At 63.2% G+C, this 14,439-nt stretch carries 14 protein-coding genes; 12 read left to right on the top strand and 2 right to left on the bottom strand.

The annotated features are described in order from the left end of the window. Positions 1–6: 6 nt before the first annotated feature. Complete coding sequence (locus GEV01_RS15665; RefSeq protein ID WP_152806050.1) at positions 7–702, top strand: nitroreductase; 696 nt, start codon at positions 7–9, stop codon at positions 700–702. A 150-nt stretch (positions 703–852) separates the two neighbouring features. Continuing rightward, the gene (pbpG, locus tag GEV01_RS15660) at positions 853–1,917 is read left to right on the top strand and encodes a D-alanyl-D-alanine endopeptidase (RefSeq protein ID WP_152806047.1); all 1,065 of its coding nucleotides are present in this window, start codon (positions 853–855) and stop codon (positions 1,915–1,917) included. Here the strand turns inward: pbpG and GEV01_RS15655 are convergent. Continuing rightward, the gene (locus tag GEV01_RS15655; protein ID WP_152806044.1) at positions 1,899–2,678 is read right to left on the bottom strand and encodes an IclR family transcriptional regulator; all 780 of its coding nucleotides are present in this window, start codon (positions 2,676–2,678) and stop codon (positions 1,899–1,901) included. The two genes, pbpG and GEV01_RS15655, sit on opposite strands and share 19 nt — an antisense overlap. Before the next feature lie 103 nt (positions 2,679–2,781). Here GEV01_RS15655 and GEV01_RS15650 point away from each other — a divergent pair, with 103 nt between their 5' ends. From GEV01_RS15650 to GEV01_RS15605, 10 genes are all read left to right on the top strand, one after another. Continuing rightward, positions 2,782–3,165, top strand: a complete 384-nt coding sequence (locus GEV01_RS15650; protein ID WP_043482310.1) for a diacylglycerol kinase — start codon at positions 2,782–2,784, stop codon at positions 3,163–3,165. Between the two features lie 101 nt (positions 3,166–3,266). Beyond that, positions 3,267–4,268 carry a sulfate ABC transporter substrate-binding protein gene (locus tag GEV01_RS15645; protein ID WP_070269282.1) on the top strand — a complete coding sequence of 334 codons (1,002 nt, stop codon included), beginning with the start codon at positions 3,267–3,269 and terminating at the stop codon, positions 4,266–4,268. A gap of 2 nt (positions 4,269–4,270) precedes the next feature. After that, complete coding sequence (locus tag GEV01_RS15640) at positions 4,271–4,828, top strand: RBBP9/YdeN family alpha/beta hydrolase (RefSeq protein WP_152806041.1); 558 nt, start codon at positions 4,271–4,273, stop codon at positions 4,826–4,828. Positions 4,829–4,864: 36 nt separating this feature from the next. Continuing rightward, positions 4,865–5,503, top strand: coding sequence for a peroxiredoxin (locus tag GEV01_RS15635; protein WP_152806038.1), 639 nt, complete (start codon positions 4,865–4,867; stop codon positions 5,501–5,503). Between the two features lie 78 nt (positions 5,504–5,581). Next, on the top strand, positions 5,582–6,355 hold the full coding sequence (locus GEV01_RS15630) for a sulfite exporter TauE/SafE family protein (protein WP_152806035.1): 774 nt from the start codon (positions 5,582–5,584) through the stop codon (positions 6,353–6,355). 110 nt (positions 6,356–6,465) lie between these two features. Next, entirely contained in the window at positions 6,466–7,338 is an 873-nt protein-coding gene (gene cysT, locus GEV01_RS15625; protein WP_008451469.1) for a sulfate ABC transporter permease subunit CysT, read from the top strand. After that, positions 7,338–8,231, top strand: a complete 894-nt coding sequence (cysW, locus tag GEV01_RS15620) for a sulfate ABC transporter permease subunit CysW (RefSeq protein WP_152806032.1) — start codon at positions 7,338–7,340, stop codon at positions 8,229–8,231. Before cysT ends, cysW begins: the two co-directional genes overlap by 1 nt. Before the next feature lie 4 nt (positions 8,232–8,235). Continuing rightward, positions 8,236–9,306 (top strand): sulfate/molybdate ABC transporter ATP-binding protein, encoded by a 1,071-nt coding sequence (locus tag GEV01_RS15615; protein ID WP_152806028.1) that lies wholly within the window; start codon positions 8,236–8,238, stop codon positions 9,304–9,306. Next, positions 9,303–10,235 carry a CysB family HTH-type transcriptional regulator gene (locus tag GEV01_RS15610; RefSeq protein WP_070360414.1) on the top strand — a complete coding sequence of 311 codons (933 nt, stop codon included), beginning with the start codon at positions 9,303–9,305 and terminating at the stop codon, positions 10,233–10,235. Before GEV01_RS15615 ends, GEV01_RS15610 begins: the two co-directional genes overlap by 4 nt. 151 nt (positions 10,236–10,386) lie before the next feature. Beyond that, positions 10,387–11,991, top strand: a complete 1,605-nt coding sequence (locus GEV01_RS15605; RefSeq protein ID WP_152806025.1) for a methyl-accepting chemotaxis protein — start codon at positions 10,387–10,389, stop codon at positions 11,989–11,991. A 7-nt stretch (positions 11,992–11,998) separates the two neighbouring features. Here GEV01_RS15605 and GEV01_RS15600 read toward each other — a convergent pair whose 3' ends face one another. Next, complete coding sequence (locus tag GEV01_RS15600; protein WP_152806022.1) at positions 11,999–14,380, bottom strand: TonB-dependent receptor plug domain-containing protein; 2,382 nt, start codon at positions 14,378–14,380, stop codon at positions 11,999–12,001. Positions 14,381–14,439 lie beyond the last annotated feature (59 nt).

The raw sequence follows: 14,439 nt of genomic DNA, 5'->3' as shown, positions 1-14,439 counted from the left end.
GTGCACATGATTTCCACTTCCGACCAGCAAGCGGTGGACGCCGCCATCACCGGCCGCCGTTCGATCCGCGCCTTCCTGCCGCAGCCCGTGGCGCGCGAGGATATCGCGCAAATCCTGCAGGTGGCGGCGCGGGCGCCGTCCGGCACCAACACCCAGCCGTGGAAGGTCTACGTGCTCGAAGGCGAGCGCAAGCAGCAGCTGTCGTCGGCCATCCTGGCCGCGCACAACGATGTGGAGCAGGCCAAGCTGCACACCGAGGAATACGCCTACTATCCGCGCGAGTGGGTCTCGCCCTTCATCGAGCGGCGCCGCAAGGTGGGCTGGGATCTGTACGCGCTGCTGGGCCTGACGCGCGACAACAAGGCCGGCATGGCCGCCCAGCACGGCCGCAACTACGAGTTTTTCGGCGCCCCGGTGGGCATGATCTTCACCATCGACCGCATCATGGAGCAGGGCTCGTGGCTGGACTACGGTATGTTCCTGCAGAACATCATGGTGGCGGCGCGGGCGCGTGGCCTGGATACTTGCCCGCAGGCGGCATTTACCCAGTATCATCGAATCATCGGCCAGGTGCTGGACTTGCCGGAGCGGGAGACCGTGGTGTGCGGCATGGCGCTCGGTTACGCCGATCCGTCGAAAATCGAGAATACTTTGATCACGGACCGTATGCCGGTCGAAGAATTTGTTAAATTTGTTGATTAGAACTAGCTTGTTATAAACCTACGGGACCGTATTGCGTCGACGCAACCATCGATGCCGCCAATGTTAAATTTGCTTGCGCTTGGTCAGCGTTTTGCTACACTGCAACAGGTGTTGGGCTTTTTGCCCATGCCGTTTTTTTCGGGGATATGAATGTATAAACTCGCTCTCAGTGCGCTCATTTCGCTGATGTTTGCCGCCACCGCCGTCACCGCCACGCCTGCCCAGGCTGCCGATGGCGCCGCTTCGAAAAAACACCAGGTGAAGAAGGGCAAGGCCCGCCAGCCGGTACGCGTCGCCGCAGCCGAGGCGGGGGAGCGCGTGGTCAAGCGCTTGATCAAGGTCAACGGCCGCCGCAAGGTGGTCTACCAGCGCATCATCGCGGCCGCGCCGCCGGTGCCGACGATGGGCGACCTGGCCGGCCTGAACATGACGCGCGATCCACTGGACCTGAAATCCAACGTGGCGCTGGTGCTGGACCAGGCCAACTCCGAAGTGTTGTTTGAGAAGAATTCCAACGTCGCCCTGCCGATCGCCTCGATCACCAAGATGATGACCGGCCTGGTCGTGGTCGAAGCCCGGCAGGACATGGACGAAATGCTGACCGTCACCGACGAGGATGTCGACCGCGAAAAATTCAGCAGCTCGCGCCTGAAGGTCGGCACCCAGCTGACCCGCGCCAATATGCTGCACGTCGCGCTGATGAGCTCGGAAAACCGCGCAGCCTCGGCGCTGGGCCGCAACTACCCGGGCGGCAAGCCGGCGTTTGTCGAGGCGATGAACGCCAAGGCCCGCGAACTGGGCATGGTCGACACCCATTACGTCGATTCCAGCGGCCTGTCGAAAATGAATGTGGCCAGCGCGCGCGACCTGGCCAAGCTGGCGATGGCCGCGTATCAGCAGCCCATCCTGCGCCAGTACTCGACCGACGCCAAGGCCATGATCGAAACCAACGGCCGTCCTATGCAGTTCGGCACCACCAACCACCTGGTCGCCAGCCCGGACTGGGCGATCGGCCTGCAGAAAACCGGCTTCATCAACGAAGCGGGGCGCTGCCTGATGATGCAGGCGGTGATCGAAGGCCGCTCGGTGATCATGGTGTTCCTCGATTCCAAGGGCAAGCAGTCGCGTACGGCCGATGCCGGCCGCATGCGCAAATGGCTGGAGGCGCTGAAACCGGCCGGCCTCAGCTCGCCGTCTTACTCGACCGGGATGTAACCGAGCGTGGCGGAGATCTGGTTGGCGGTTGTCACCAGGTCTTCCAGCCAGTCATCCTGCAGACGGTCGGCCGGCGCCGAGATCGACAGCCCGGCAATCAGCTTGCCGCTGTCGTCGTGGATGCCGGCGGCCATGCAACGCACCCCTAGTTCCAGTTCCTCGTTGTCGCGCGCATAGCCGCGCGAGCGCACCAGGCTGAGCTCGCGCTCCAGCTTGGTCAAATCCGTGATCGAATTCTTGTTGTGGCCGGCCAGTCCGGTACGCGTGGCGTAGGCGCGGATGGCTTTCGGCTCGTCCACCGACAGGAACAGCTTGCCGGTCGAGGTCAGGTGCAGCGGACCGCGGCCGCCGATGGCGCGCACCACCTGCATGCCCGAGCGCTCGGAGAAGGCTCGGTCGATGTAGACGATCTCGTCGCCCTGGCGCACCGACAGGTTGATGGTCTGCTGGGTTTTTTTGTGCAGTGCACGCATGAAGTCCAGCGCAGCCTCGCGCACCGACAGCCGGCTCTTGACCACATTGCCCAGTTCCAGCAGCCGCATGCCGAGCCGGTAGGTGCCCGGTTCGATACGGTCGACAAAGCGCGTCAGCACCATATCGTTGAGGATACGGTGGGCGGTGGAAGGGTGTAGCCCCGAGACCTTGGACAATTCCTTCAGGCTCACGGGGTCCGGATACTTGGCCAGGGCATCGAGCAGCGCCACCATGCGCTCGATCACCTGGATAGTGGTCTTTTGCTCGGGAACGGTTTCGATTTTCATGATGTGGTTGGTGCGGTGCAGTATGCGATAGCTACGTTATACCATAATGTGAAAAAAATGGGAATTGATGCATAATGATACATTCTATTTTTGCGGCATATTCATGGAACCAGTGAGCGAATTCAAGAGCAAGAGCGGCCTGAAACGTATCTTTTCGGCCTTTTTATACTCCATCGACGGCTTCAAGTCGGCCTGGAAGCACGAGCATGCTTTCCGCCAGGAAGTGAGCCTGTTCGCGGTCGGCACCATCATCGCGCTGGCGCTGCGCATTTCGGCGTTTGAGAAACTGGTATTGATCGGCGTGCTGATGTTGATCCTGATCGTGGAACTGATCAATTCATCGATCGAAGCCGTGGTCGACCGGGTGTCGCTGGAGCGCCACCCCTTGTCGAAAAACGCCAAGGACTTCGGCAGCGCCGCCGTACTGCTGACCTGCCTGCTGGCGGCCGGCGCCTGGGGCGTGGTGCTGTTCAACCGCTTTTACTGAACGCATATAAGGTTTGGGTATATTGAACTGCTAAAAGCTTAGTTCTCATTTATAAAGGACAGCCGTAATCTGGAGACCTTCACTACAAGGGGAACCAAAAAATGCTGTCCAAGAAAATTATTGCTGCTGCTATTCTCGCCGTCACCGCCGTCGCGCCAGCCTTGGCGGCTGAGATCTCTTTGCTGAACGTGTCCTACGACCCGACGCGTGAGCTGTACCAGGACGTCAACGCCGCCTTTGCCAAAAGCTGGCAAGCCAAGACCGGCGACACGCTGAAAATCAAGCAGTCGCACGGCGGTTCCGGCAAGCAAGGCCGTGCCGTGATCGACGGCCTGGAAGCGGACGTGGTCTCGCTGGCGCTGGCCTACGACATCGACGCCATCGCCGAGCACAAGCTGCTGTCGCCGGACTGGCAGAAAAAGCTGCCGCACAACAGCACGCCTTACACCTCGACCATCGTGTTCCTGGTGCGCAAGGGCAATCCTAAAGGCATCAAGGATTGGAACGACCTGGTCAAGCCTGGCGTGGCCGTCATCACCCCGAATCCGAAAACTTCCGGCGGCGCCCGCTGGAACCACTTGGCCGCCTACGGCTACGCGCTGCGCCTGCCGGGCGGCAGCGAAGCCTCGGCCAAGGACTTCCTGAGCAAGCTGTACAAAAACGTGCCGGTGCTCGATTCCGGCGCGCGCGGCGCCACCACCACCTTCGTCGAGCGTGGCATCGGCGACGTGCTGATCGCCTGGGAAAACGAAGCGCTGCTGGCGATCAAGGAACTGGGCCCGACCAAGTTCGACATCGTTGCGCCGTCGGTCTCCATCCTGGCAGAGCCACCGGTGGCCGTGGTCGATAAAGTGGCCGACAAGCGCGGCACCCGCAAGGTGGCCGAGGCTTACCTGAACTTCCTGTACACCGATGAAGCGCAGGAAATCATCGCCAAGAACTACTACCGTCCGGCAGTGGAGAAGGAAGCGAAGAAATACGCTGCCCAATTCCCGGCCGTCAAACTGTTCAAGCTGTCCGATGTGGCCGGCGACTGGACCAAGGCGCAGAAGACCCACTTCGCCGACGGCGGCCTGTTCGACCAGATCTACCAGCCCAAGTAATCATGGACGATGTACTGGCCCGGTTCCGCGTGCTGATTGCGCCCGGTCTGCATAACAGCGGACCGGAGCACTGGCAAAGTCGCTGGCAGCGCCTGTTCCCCTGGTTCGAGCGGGTGGGGCAGGATGCGTGGGACCAGCCCGACTTGTCGCGCTGGTCGGCGCGGGTCGACCAGGTGCGCGGCGACGATACGCGTCCGACGCTGATCGTCGCCCACAGTTTCGGCAGCTTGGCCACCGTGCACAGCGTGGCGCGCGATCCGTCCGGCGTGGCCGGCGTGCTGCTGGTGGCGCCTGCCGATCCCGATAAATTCGGCGTGGCGGCGCAGCTGCCGCAGCAGGCGCTGCCGGTGCCGTCTATCCTGGTCGGCAGCACCAGCGACCCGTGGATGGCGGCGCCGCGCGCCGAGTTGTGGGCGCGGCGCTGGAGCAGCCGCTTCATCAACGGCGGGCCGCTGGGACACATCAATGCCGAGTCCGGCCTGGGCGATTGGCCGGAAGGCTTGGAAACCTTGTATTTTTTAGCAGAAAAGGCGCAGAATAGCAGGCTGACGGCCGGCTGAAAACCGGTCCCTTTTCTTTCCCCCCTGGAGCACACCATGACGATACGACTGGGCGATAATGCCCCTGATTTTGAACAAGATTCCTCCATCGGCAAGCTGCACTTTCACGAGTGGGCAGGCAATTCCTGGGTCGTGCTGTTCTCGCACCCGGCCGATTTTACGCCAGTGTGCACGACCGAGCTGGGCCTGACCGCCAAGCTGAAACCTGAATTTGACAAGCGCAACGTCAAAGCGATCGCGCTGTCGGTCGACCCGGCCGAATCGCACCAGGCCTGGATCAGCGACATCGAGGAAACCCAGGGCACCGTGGTCGGCTTCCCCATCATCGCCGATGAAGACCGCAAAGTCTCCGCGCTGTACGACATGATTCACCCGAACGCCTCGACCACGGCCACCGTGCGCACGCTGTTCGTCATCGATCCGAACAAGAAGGTCCGCCTGAGCATCACCTACCCGATGAGCACCGGCCGCAATTTCGACGAAGTGTTGCGCGTTATCGACGCCCTGCAACTGACCGACGGCTACACCGTGGCCACCCCGGGCAACTGGAAAGATGGCGACGATGTCATCATCCCGCTGACCGTGCAAGACCCTGATGTACTGAAACAAAAGTATCCTAAGGGCTTCACCGCGGCCAAACCTTACCTCCGCGTAACACCTCAGCCGAATAAATAACGCATAAGCAAATAAGCAATCCGTTGTTTGGATATTTCCCAAGAGTAGGTACTCTGCGATCTACTCTTGGGGAATTGCATGGATTTGTCGTTTGTCGCATCTGGTTTCGCGGTCGGCCTGCTGGTCGGCATGACCGGCGTTGGCGGTGGCTCGTTGATGACGCCGCTGCTGACTTTGTTGTTCGGTGTCTCGCCCGCAGTGGCGGTCGGCACCGACCTGGCGTTCGCCTCGCTGACCAAGGGCGTCGGCACCTTCACCCACCGCATGCGCGGCACGGTGCACTGGGAAATCGTGCGCCGCCTCTGCCTGGGCGCCTTGCCTGCGGCCCTGATAGCCAGCCTGTTCCTCAAACATTTCGGCACCCTCAATAAAGACATCGGCCAGGTGATACGCTACATGATCGCCGGTTCCGTGCTGCTGACCGTCGTCGCCCTGCTGTTCAAGCGCAAGATGCTGGCCTGGATCACCGCCCATCCCGAGCGCCAGTTGCAGGGCAGGGCGCTGGTCATCGCCACGGTGGTCTCCGGCGCAGTGCTGGGCACGCTGGTGACGATCTCCTCCATCGGCGCCGGCGCCATCGGCGCGACGCTGCTGGTGATGTTGTACCCACGCCTGACCTCGGCCGAAGTGGCCGGCACCGACATCGCCTACGCCGTGCCGCTGACGGCCATTGCCGCCGTCGGCCACTGGTGGCTGGGCTCGATCAACTGGAGCCTGTTGCTGACCCTGCTGATCGGTTCGCTGCCCGGCATCACCATCGGCGCCTACGCCGCCCGCGCCGTGCCGGAGCGCCTGCTGCGCGGCTTGCTGGCGCTGACCCTGGTCGCGGTCGCCGCCAAGCTGGTGTCCTGAGCGGTATATAGCTTCCGCGTCTAACTAAATGAAAAATGCTTCGTTTGTAATATGAAGCGCAGATGAGAACATGCAGCCCTTATAGAAGAATTTGTAATAAGGGAGCAACCATGTCAGCAGTTCTCGCTGCGTCCGCCACGGCACCCGCTGCCGCCCGGAGCGCGCCATTCCGCGTCATGCCGGGTTTCCGGCTGTCGCTGGGATTCACCATTTTCTACCTGACGCTGATCGTCCTGATCCCGTTGTCGGCAGTGTTCCTGAAGACCTTCACGCTGAGCTGGGAAGGTTTCTGGAGCGCCGTGACGTCGGCCCGCGTGATGGCTTCCTACAAACTGACTTTCGGCGCCTCGCTGCTGGGCGCCTTCATCAACGTCATCTTCGGCGGCATCGTCGCCTGGGTGCTGGTGCGCTACGAATTCCCCGGCAAGCGCATCATCGACGCGCTGGTCGACCTGCCGTTCGCGCTGCCGACCGCCGTGGCCGGCATCACGCTGACCGCGCTGTATTCGGCCAACGGCTGGTTCGGCCGCTTCCTCGAAGGCACGCTGGGTTTCAAGGTGGCGTTCACGCCGGTCGGCGTGGTGGTCGCGCTGACCTTCATCGGCCTGCCGTTCGTGGTGCGCACCGTGCAGCCTGTGCTGGAAGACGCCGAGCGCGAACTGGAAGAGGCCGCCGCCAGCCTGGGCGCCAACGCATTGCAGACCTTTACCCGCGTGGTGTTCCCGACCATCTTGCCGTCGCTGATGACAGGCTTCGCGCTGGCCTTCGCGCGCGCCACCGGCGAGTACGGCTCGGTGATTTTCATCGCCGGCAATATGCCGATGGTGTCGGAGATCACGCCGCTGTTCATCATCACCAAGCTGGAGCAGTACGACTATGCCGGCGCCACCGCCATCGCGGTGGTGATGCTGGTGGTGTCCTTCATCATGCTGTTGACCATCAACCTGTTGCAAGCCTGGGCTCGCGGAAAGTCGGGTAAATAATGAGCGCCGTCCCTACTACTGTACCGCGCCGCCGTGGCGAACTACCGTCGGCCCCGCACACGCTGGAGCCGGGCTGGGTGCGCATCGTGCTGATCGCCGTCGCGCTGACCTTCCTGACGCTGTTCCTGTTCGTGCCGCTGGTGGCCGTGTTCGCCGAAGCCTTCCGCAAGGGCTGGCAAGCCTACGTGGCCGCCATCATCGAGGAAGATGCGATCTCGGCCATCAAGCTGACGCTGATCACGGCCGTGATCGCCGTGCCGCTGAACCTGGTGTTCGGCGTGGCTGCTTCGTGGTGCATCGCCAAGTTCGAGTTCCGCGGCAAGAGCATCCTGCTGACCCTGATCGACTTGCCGTTCTCGGTGTCGCCCGTGATCTCCGGCCTGATCTACGTGCTGCTGTTCGGCGCGCAGGGCTGGTTCGGCCCGTGGCTGCAGGCGCACGACATCAAGATCCTGTTCGCGGTGCCGGGCATCGTGCTGGCCACCATCTTCGTCACCTTCCCGTTTGTCGCCCGCGAGCTGATTCCGCTGATGCAGGCGCAGGGCAGCGAAGAGGAAGAGGCCGCCATCGTGCTGGGCGCGTCCGGCTGGGACACCTTCCGCCGCGTCACGCTGCCCAACATCAAATGGGGCCTGCTGTACGGCGTGATCCTGTGTAATGCCCGCGCCATGGGCGAGTTCGGCGCGGTGTCGGTGGTGTCCGGCCACATTCGCGGCGAGACCAACACCGTGCCGCTGCAGGTCGAGATCCTCTACAACGAATACAACTTTGCCGCCGCCTTTGCCGTGGCCTCGCTGCTGGCCCTGCTGGCGCTGGTGACGCTGGCCCTGAAATCCTTTATCGCCTGGCGCCTCAACGAATCCATCGCCGACGACAAGCGTCCAACGGAGTAATGCCATGACTATCGAAGTTAAAAACATCAACAAGCGCTTCGGCGATTTCGTCGCCCTGAACAATGTGTCGCTGGATTTCCCGCAGGGCGAACTGACCGCGCTGTTGGGGCCTTCCGGCTGCGGCAAGACCACGCTGCTGCGCATCATCGCCGGCCTCGAACATCCGGACTCGGGCCAGGTGCTGCTGGACGCCAACGACGCCTCGCACCGCCATGTGCGCGAGCGCCAGGTCGGCTTCGTGTTCCAGCACTACGCGCTGTTCAAGCACATGACGGTATTTGAGAACGTCGCCTTCGGCCTGCGCGTCAAGCCGCGCGCAGAGCGGCCGTCGGAAGACCAGATCCGCCGCAAGGTCAAAGACCTGCTGGAACTGGTGCAGCTGGACTGGCTGGCCGACCGCTATCCGCCGCAGCTGTCGGGCGGCCAGCGTCAGCGTATCGCGCTGGCGCGCGCACTGGCCGTTGAACCTCGTGTGCTGCTGCTGGACGAACCGTTCGGCGCGCTGGACGCCAAGGTGCGCAAGGAACTGCGCCGCTGGCTGCGCCGCCTGCACGACGAGCTGCACGTGACCTCGATCTTCGTCACCCACGACCAGGAAGAGGCGCTGGAAGTGGCCGACCAGGTGGTGCTGATGAACAAGGGGAACGTCGAGCAGATCGGCGCACCTGACGAGGTCTACAACCATCCTGCCTCGCCGTTCGTGTACGGCTTCCTCGGCAATGTGAACATGTTCCACGGCCGCGTGCAGGACGGCATCCTGGCCAGCGGCGACGCTTCCTTCACCGTGCCGGGCCAGCCTGCCGCCGACGGCAAGGGCACGGCCTATGTGCGTCCGCACGACCTGGAGATCGACCGCTACACGCCGGGTGCGGAAGGCATCGTGGTCAAGCTGCGCCGCGCGCACGCGATCGGCCCGCTGGCCCAGCTGGACCTGGAGCGCAGCGATACCACCGAGCTGATCGAAGCGGTGATGTCGAATGAACGTTACAGCCATCTGCAATTGAAAGAAGGCGAAACCCTGGTAGTGCGTCCCAAGCGCCTGCATGTATTTGTTGATGGTGGAGTATCCATATGAATTTCCAACAACTGCGGTCCATCCGCGAAGCGGCCCGTCGCGGCTACAACCTGACCGAAGTGGCGAATGCCCTGTTCACCTCGCAACCCGGCGTCAGCCGCCAGATCCGCGAGCTGGAAGACGAACTGGGCGTCGTGATTTTCGAACGCAACGGCAAGCGCCTGACCGGCATGACCGAGCCGGGCAAGGGCATCCTGAAGATCATCGACCGCCTGCTGATCGAGGCCGAGAATCTGCAACAGGCCAGCCTGGAATACACCGGCCAGCAAAGCGGCACGCTGAGCGTGGCCGCCACCCACACGCAGGCGCGCTATGCGCTGCCCAAAGTGGTGCAAGGTTTCCGCACTGCCTATCCCGACGTGCGCATCGCCCTGCAGCAGAGCGCGCCCGAGCACATCGCCGAATGGATTTTGTCCGGCAAGACCGACATCGGCATCGCCACTGAAGGCCTGTCGCAGTTCCCCGACCTGGTGTCCTTCCCTTGCTACCGCTGGAGCCATTTGATCGTGGTGCCGGACGGCCACCCGCTGCTGACGCGCTCGCCGATCCGTCTGGAAGACCTGGCCGAATTCCCGCTGATTACCTACGACGTCGGCTTCACCGGTCGCGGCCATATCGACGCGGCGTTCGCGCAGGCCGGCGTCAAGCCCGACATCGTGCTGACCGCGATGGATTCGGACGTGATCAAGCAGTATGTGTCGCTGGGTTTGGGCGTGGGCATCGTCGCTTCGATGGCCTTCGACCACGGCCGCGACAAGGGCATGCGCGCGGTGGAAGCGTCGCACCTGTTTGCGCAAAACACCACGCGGCTGGCGGTGCGGCGCGGCGCTTATCTGCGCTCCTACGCCTACCACTTCATCCAGCAATTCGCGCCCGACCTGACCCGCGCCGATATCGACGCGGCCTTGAGCGGCGGGGATTTGTCCTGATCCGGCGGCCGCCGCACACGTGTGGCGGCCACCAAACAGTCTGCGAATTTTTTCCATCAAGCACGGCTGATTGACCCTATACTAAAACGCATAACTAGTTTGCAGCAACCAAGAATTTAAGTCCGTTGGTCTTACTCTGGGGAGCACGTAAATGGGTATCGGAAACTGGAAGATAGGGGCCAGGCTCGCTGCCGGCCTGGGTGTGTCGATGGTGTTCATGATCGGCATTTCCGTGATCGGCATAGGCAATCTTGGCAAGTTGAATAACAACACCCAGGATCTGTCGGCGGACAAGATACCCAAGGTGATACTCGCCTACGAAACCATCGGCGGCCTGAACGATGTGGCGCGCGCCATGCGCAACGCCATGCTGTCCAAAGATCCCGAGGTGGTCAAGGCCGAGCTGGAGCGCGTGGAAAAGCGCAAGGCCGACAACGCCACCCGCCTCGACAAACTCGGCGTGCTGATCGCCGACGATGAAGACCCGCAAAGCAAGGCCAAGCTGCAAGCCGTGCTGGAAGCGCGCGACAAATACACGGTGGTGCAGACTCACTTCCTCAAGATGTCGGCCGACGACAGCAAACGCGAAGAGTCGGTCAACTATCTGCTGACCACGGTGCGCAAGGAACAAACCGCCTACCTGAACGCACTGACCGAACTGGTCAAATTCCAGAATGCCTCGATCGACGATGCCAGCACCGTGGCACAGCAAGCCTACGCCAGCTCGCGCAACATGATGATCATGCTGACCGTGGCCGCCGTCGCGCTGGCTTCATGGGTGCTGTACTGGATCACGCGCAGCATCACGCAGCCGTTGAACCGCGCCGTCGGCATGGCGCAGGCGGTGGCGGGCGGCGACCTCACCATGCACATGGAGTGCAACACCACCGATGAAACCGGCTTGCTGCTGCGCGCGCTGATCGACATGAACGAGAGCCTGGCGCGCACCGTCGGCCAGGTGCGCTCGGGGACGGACACGATCGCCACCGCCTCCCATCAGATCGCCAGCGGCAACCTGGACTTGTCCAGCCGCACCGAGCAGCAGGCCTCCAGCCTGGAGGAGACCGCGTCGTCGATGGAGGAACTGACGTCGACCGTGACGCAGAACGCCGAGAACGCACGCCAGGCCACCAAGCTGGTAGTGGCGGCATCCGAGTTCGCCACCAAGGGCGGGCAGGTGGTCGGCCAGGTCGTCACCACGATGGGCGCGATCAAGGAAAGCTCCAGCAAGATTGTCGACATCATCAGCGTGATCGACGGCATCGCCTTCCAGACCAATATCCTGGCCTTGAATGCGGCGGTGGAGGCGGCGCGCGCGGGCGAACAGGGACGCGGTTTCGCCGTGGTGGCTTCGGAGGTGCGGACGCTGGCACAGCGCTCGGCCAGCGCAGCCAAGGAAATCAAGGAGCTGATCGCGCGTTCGGTGCAGACGGTGGATGCGGGCGCCTTGCTGGTGGACGAGGCCGGCGCGACGATGGAAGGCATCGTCAAATCGGTCAAGCAGGTGGCCGACATCATGACGGAAATCAGCGCCGCCAGCAGTGAGCAAAGCACGGGGATAGAACAGGTCAATCAAGCCATCGTGTCGATCGACGATGTGACGCAGCAGAATGCGGCGCTGGTGGAAGAGGCCGCCGCCGCCGCGCAAAGCATGCGCGAGCAGGCTGACTTGCTGGCGCAGGCGGTCAGCGTGTTCAAGCTGGCGGGACAACCGCCAGCGCCACGTCAACCCATGCGGCAACTGGCGGCGGCCTGAACTTCGATTACCAGCTGTAGCCAGCCTTGGCGTAGTAGTAGCGGCCGTTGAAGCCGTTCGGCGCGAAGCCGCTGTACGGATTGATGCCGTTGTTGTTGAGGTTGCCCGCCGACGTGACCTGGTCCGGATAACGGTTGGTCACGTTGTCGATGCCCGCGCTCAGGCGCCAGTTCTTGTTCAGCTTGACGCTGCCCGAGATATCCAGCACCCACTGCGGGTTGTACACCTGGTCCAGCGTCGCATTGTTCTGCGGTACGGTGAAGCTGCCGTAGCGCGTCACCACGCCGCGCGCGCCCCAGTCGCCCAGCGCCCAGTCGGTCGCCAGGCTGAACTTGTCCTTCGGCGAACCCACCGTGATGCGGTTGATGGTCTGGCGGTCGATCAGCGTCAGGCCGTTGGCGGTCAGGATGGCTGGATTGTCGTTCACGTGTTCCAGCGAATTCTTGTTGTGGTTGTAGGCCGCGGTGAAGTCGTAGCGGCCCGCATCCTTGCTGTCCCAACGGTAGGTGCTGACCACGTCGACGCCGGTGGTGCGGGTATCGATGGCGTTGGTGAAGTAGCGGCCCGCGCCCACCAGGATGCCTTGCTTGGCCAGCGCCGCCTGCAGCGCCGGCGATAGCGTCATATTGGCCGACAGTGCGATGCGGTCGTCGATGTCGATGCGGTAGGCGTCGACCGAGGTGTTCCAGTTGCGGGTAGGCGACCATTGCACGCCGAGGCTGTAGTTGCGGGCTTTCTCGGCTTTCAGCGGGGTCGCACCCAACGCCGATGCGGCGGCGCTGCCGACGGCGAAGGTGCCTGTTTCGATCGGCGTGTTGACGCCGTTGACCACCGAGAAGTTGGTGGTGGTGATCGTGTAGAACTGCTGCGCCAGCGATGGCGCGCGGAAGCCGGACGAGGCCGTGCCGCGCAGCGAGAAGTCCGGCGAGAAGGCATAGCGCGCCGAGCCCTTGGCCGAGGTGGTGCTGCCGAAGTCGCTGTAGCGTTCGTGGCGCAGCGCGGCCGAGGTCGAGAACTTCTTGGTGACTTCCGCTTCCAGGTTGGCGTAGATCGATTCGTTGTGGCGGCTGTTGCTGCCGGCATTGATAGGACGGAAGCCGGAGAAGCCCTGCGCGCCGGTGCCGATGTAGGATGCTTCGTCGCCGGCGCCGATCTCGTATTTCTCATGGCGCGCTTCGACGCCCAGCGCCACCGTCAGCGGGCCGCTGAAGGCCGCCACCGGATATTCCTTGGCGATGTCGAAGTTGAACAGCTGCTGCGTGTTCTTCAGCTTGCCCGCGTAGAAGTGGGTCGGGCTGGCGGCGCCCAGCGTCTGGTTGACGGTGTGGTCCAGGTCCAGCTGGAATTCGTTGCTGCCGTAGTTCAGGCTGGCATCCCAACGCCAGCCGCGCGCTTCGCCGCGCAAGCCCGTCACCAGCGAGGTGTCGGTCGACTCGCTGTTCTCCAGCGGCAGGAAGCCTTCCGGATACAGCGGCGTGCGCTGCGCCGAGCCGTTCAGCGCGGTGCGCCAGGTGGCGGCGGCCGAGGTGTTGCGCTGGCCGTAGTTGGCGAAGGCGTACCAGTCGATATCGTCGTTGATGCGGTACTGGCTGTTGACGAACACGGTGCGCGGACGGGTCTCCGGATCGCCGAAGCGCTGGTTGACCTTGCCGTAGCGCGGTTCGGCCGGATTGCGCAGGTCGGGACCGGCGCGGTTGGTTGGATCGCGGTCTGCCGCTTCCAGCGCCACGCGCACCCAGCCCTGGTCGCCCAGGTTGAAGCCGGTGGAGCCGCGCACGGTGATAGCCTTGCCGTCGCGCTTCTGGTATTCGCCGAAGCCCACTTCGGCCTCGCCGCCGGATGCGCCTTTTTTCAGGATGATGTTGATCACGCCGGCAATCGCGTCGGAGCCGTACTGGGCCGCCGCGCCGTCGCGCAGCACTTCGATGTGGTCGATGGCCGCCAGCGGGATCGCGTTCAGGTCCACCGGCGCCGAGCCGCGGCCCTGGGTGCCGTTGACGTTGACCACCGCCGAGGTGTGGCGGCGCTTGCCGTTGACCAGTACCAGCGTCTGGTCAGGCGACAGGCCGCGCAGCTGCGCCGGGCGCACCGCATCGCTGGCGTCGGCGCCGGACGGGCGCGGGAAGTTCATCGACGGCAGCAGGCGCCCCAGCACGGTCGCCAGTTCGGATGAACCGCTCGCCTGCAATTCCTTGGCGCCGATGACGTCGACCGGCGATTCGGAATCGATGGTGCGGCGGTTCTTGGCGTAAGTCCCGGTGACGACCACGGACTGCAGTTCGCCGTCGGCGACGGCTTGCTGGGCGAAGGCGGGAATGACGACGGTGGCGATCAGGCTGCTGAGCAGGAGGGGGCGGGCGATGCGGGGGGCGATGCGGCGAGTGCTCATTAGACGGTCTTTCTACGTTGGTGATGAGGAAAGCTTACCAGTGTGCAAGCTTGTTGCCC

Origin of the sequence: Rugamonas rivuli (assembly GCF_009380165.1) — a bacterium.
GTDB lineage: Bacteria > Pseudomonadota > Gammaproteobacteria > Burkholderiales > Burkholderiaceae_D > Rugamonas > Rugamonas rivuli.
The sequence above is the reverse complement of the archived record's forward strand: the minus strand, read 5'-3'. Positions and strand labels throughout refer to the sequence as shown.

Excerpts from the sequence above, each read along its gene's own strand:
- GEV01_RS15665 (WP_152806050.1), top strand. The coding sequence starts at position 7 with ATGATTTCCACTTCCGACCAGCAAGCGGTGGACGCCGCCATCACCGGC.
- pbpG (WP_152806047.1), top strand. The coding sequence starts at position 853 with ATGTATAAACTCGCTCTCAGTGCGCTCATTTCGCTGATGTTTGCCGCC.
- GEV01_RS15655 (WP_152806044.1), bottom strand. The coding sequence starts at position 2,678 with ATGAAAATCGAAACCGTTCCCGAGCAAAAGACCACTATCCAGGTGATC.
- GEV01_RS15650 (WP_043482310.1), top strand. The coding sequence starts at position 2,782 with ATGGAACCAGTGAGCGAATTCAAGAGCAAGAGCGGCCTGAAACGTATC.
- GEV01_RS15645 (WP_070269282.1), top strand. The coding sequence starts at position 3,267 with ATGCTGTCCAAGAAAATTATTGCTGCTGCTATTCTCGCCGTCACCGCC.
- GEV01_RS15640 (WP_152806041.1), top strand. The coding sequence starts at position 4,271 with ATGGACGATGTACTGGCCCGGTTCCGCGTGCTGATTGCGCCCGGTCTG.
- GEV01_RS15635 (WP_152806038.1), top strand. The coding sequence starts at position 4,865 with ATGACGATACGACTGGGCGATAATGCCCCTGATTTTGAACAAGATTCC.
- GEV01_RS15630 (WP_152806035.1), top strand. The coding sequence starts at position 5,582 with ATGGATTTGTCGTTTGTCGCATCTGGTTTCGCGGTCGGCCTGCTGGTC.
- cysT (WP_008451469.1), top strand. The coding sequence starts at position 6,466 with ATGTCAGCAGTTCTCGCTGCGTCCGCCACGGCACCCGCTGCCGCCCGG.
- cysW (WP_152806032.1), top strand. The coding sequence starts at position 7,338 with ATGAGCGCCGTCCCTACTACTGTACCGCGCCGCCGTGGCGAACTACCG.
- GEV01_RS15615 (WP_152806028.1), top strand. The coding sequence starts at position 8,236 with ATGACTATCGAAGTTAAAAACATCAACAAGCGCTTCGGCGATTTCGTC.
- GEV01_RS15610 (WP_070360414.1), top strand. The coding sequence starts at position 9,303 with ATGAATTTCCAACAACTGCGGTCCATCCGCGAAGCGGCCCGTCGCGGC.
- GEV01_RS15605 (WP_152806025.1), top strand. The coding sequence starts at position 10,387 with ATGGGTATCGGAAACTGGAAGATAGGGGCCAGGCTCGCTGCCGGCCTG.
- GEV01_RS15600 (WP_152806022.1), bottom strand. The coding sequence starts at position 14,380 with ATGAGCACTCGCCGCATCGCCCCCCGCATCGCCCGCCCCCTCCTGCTC.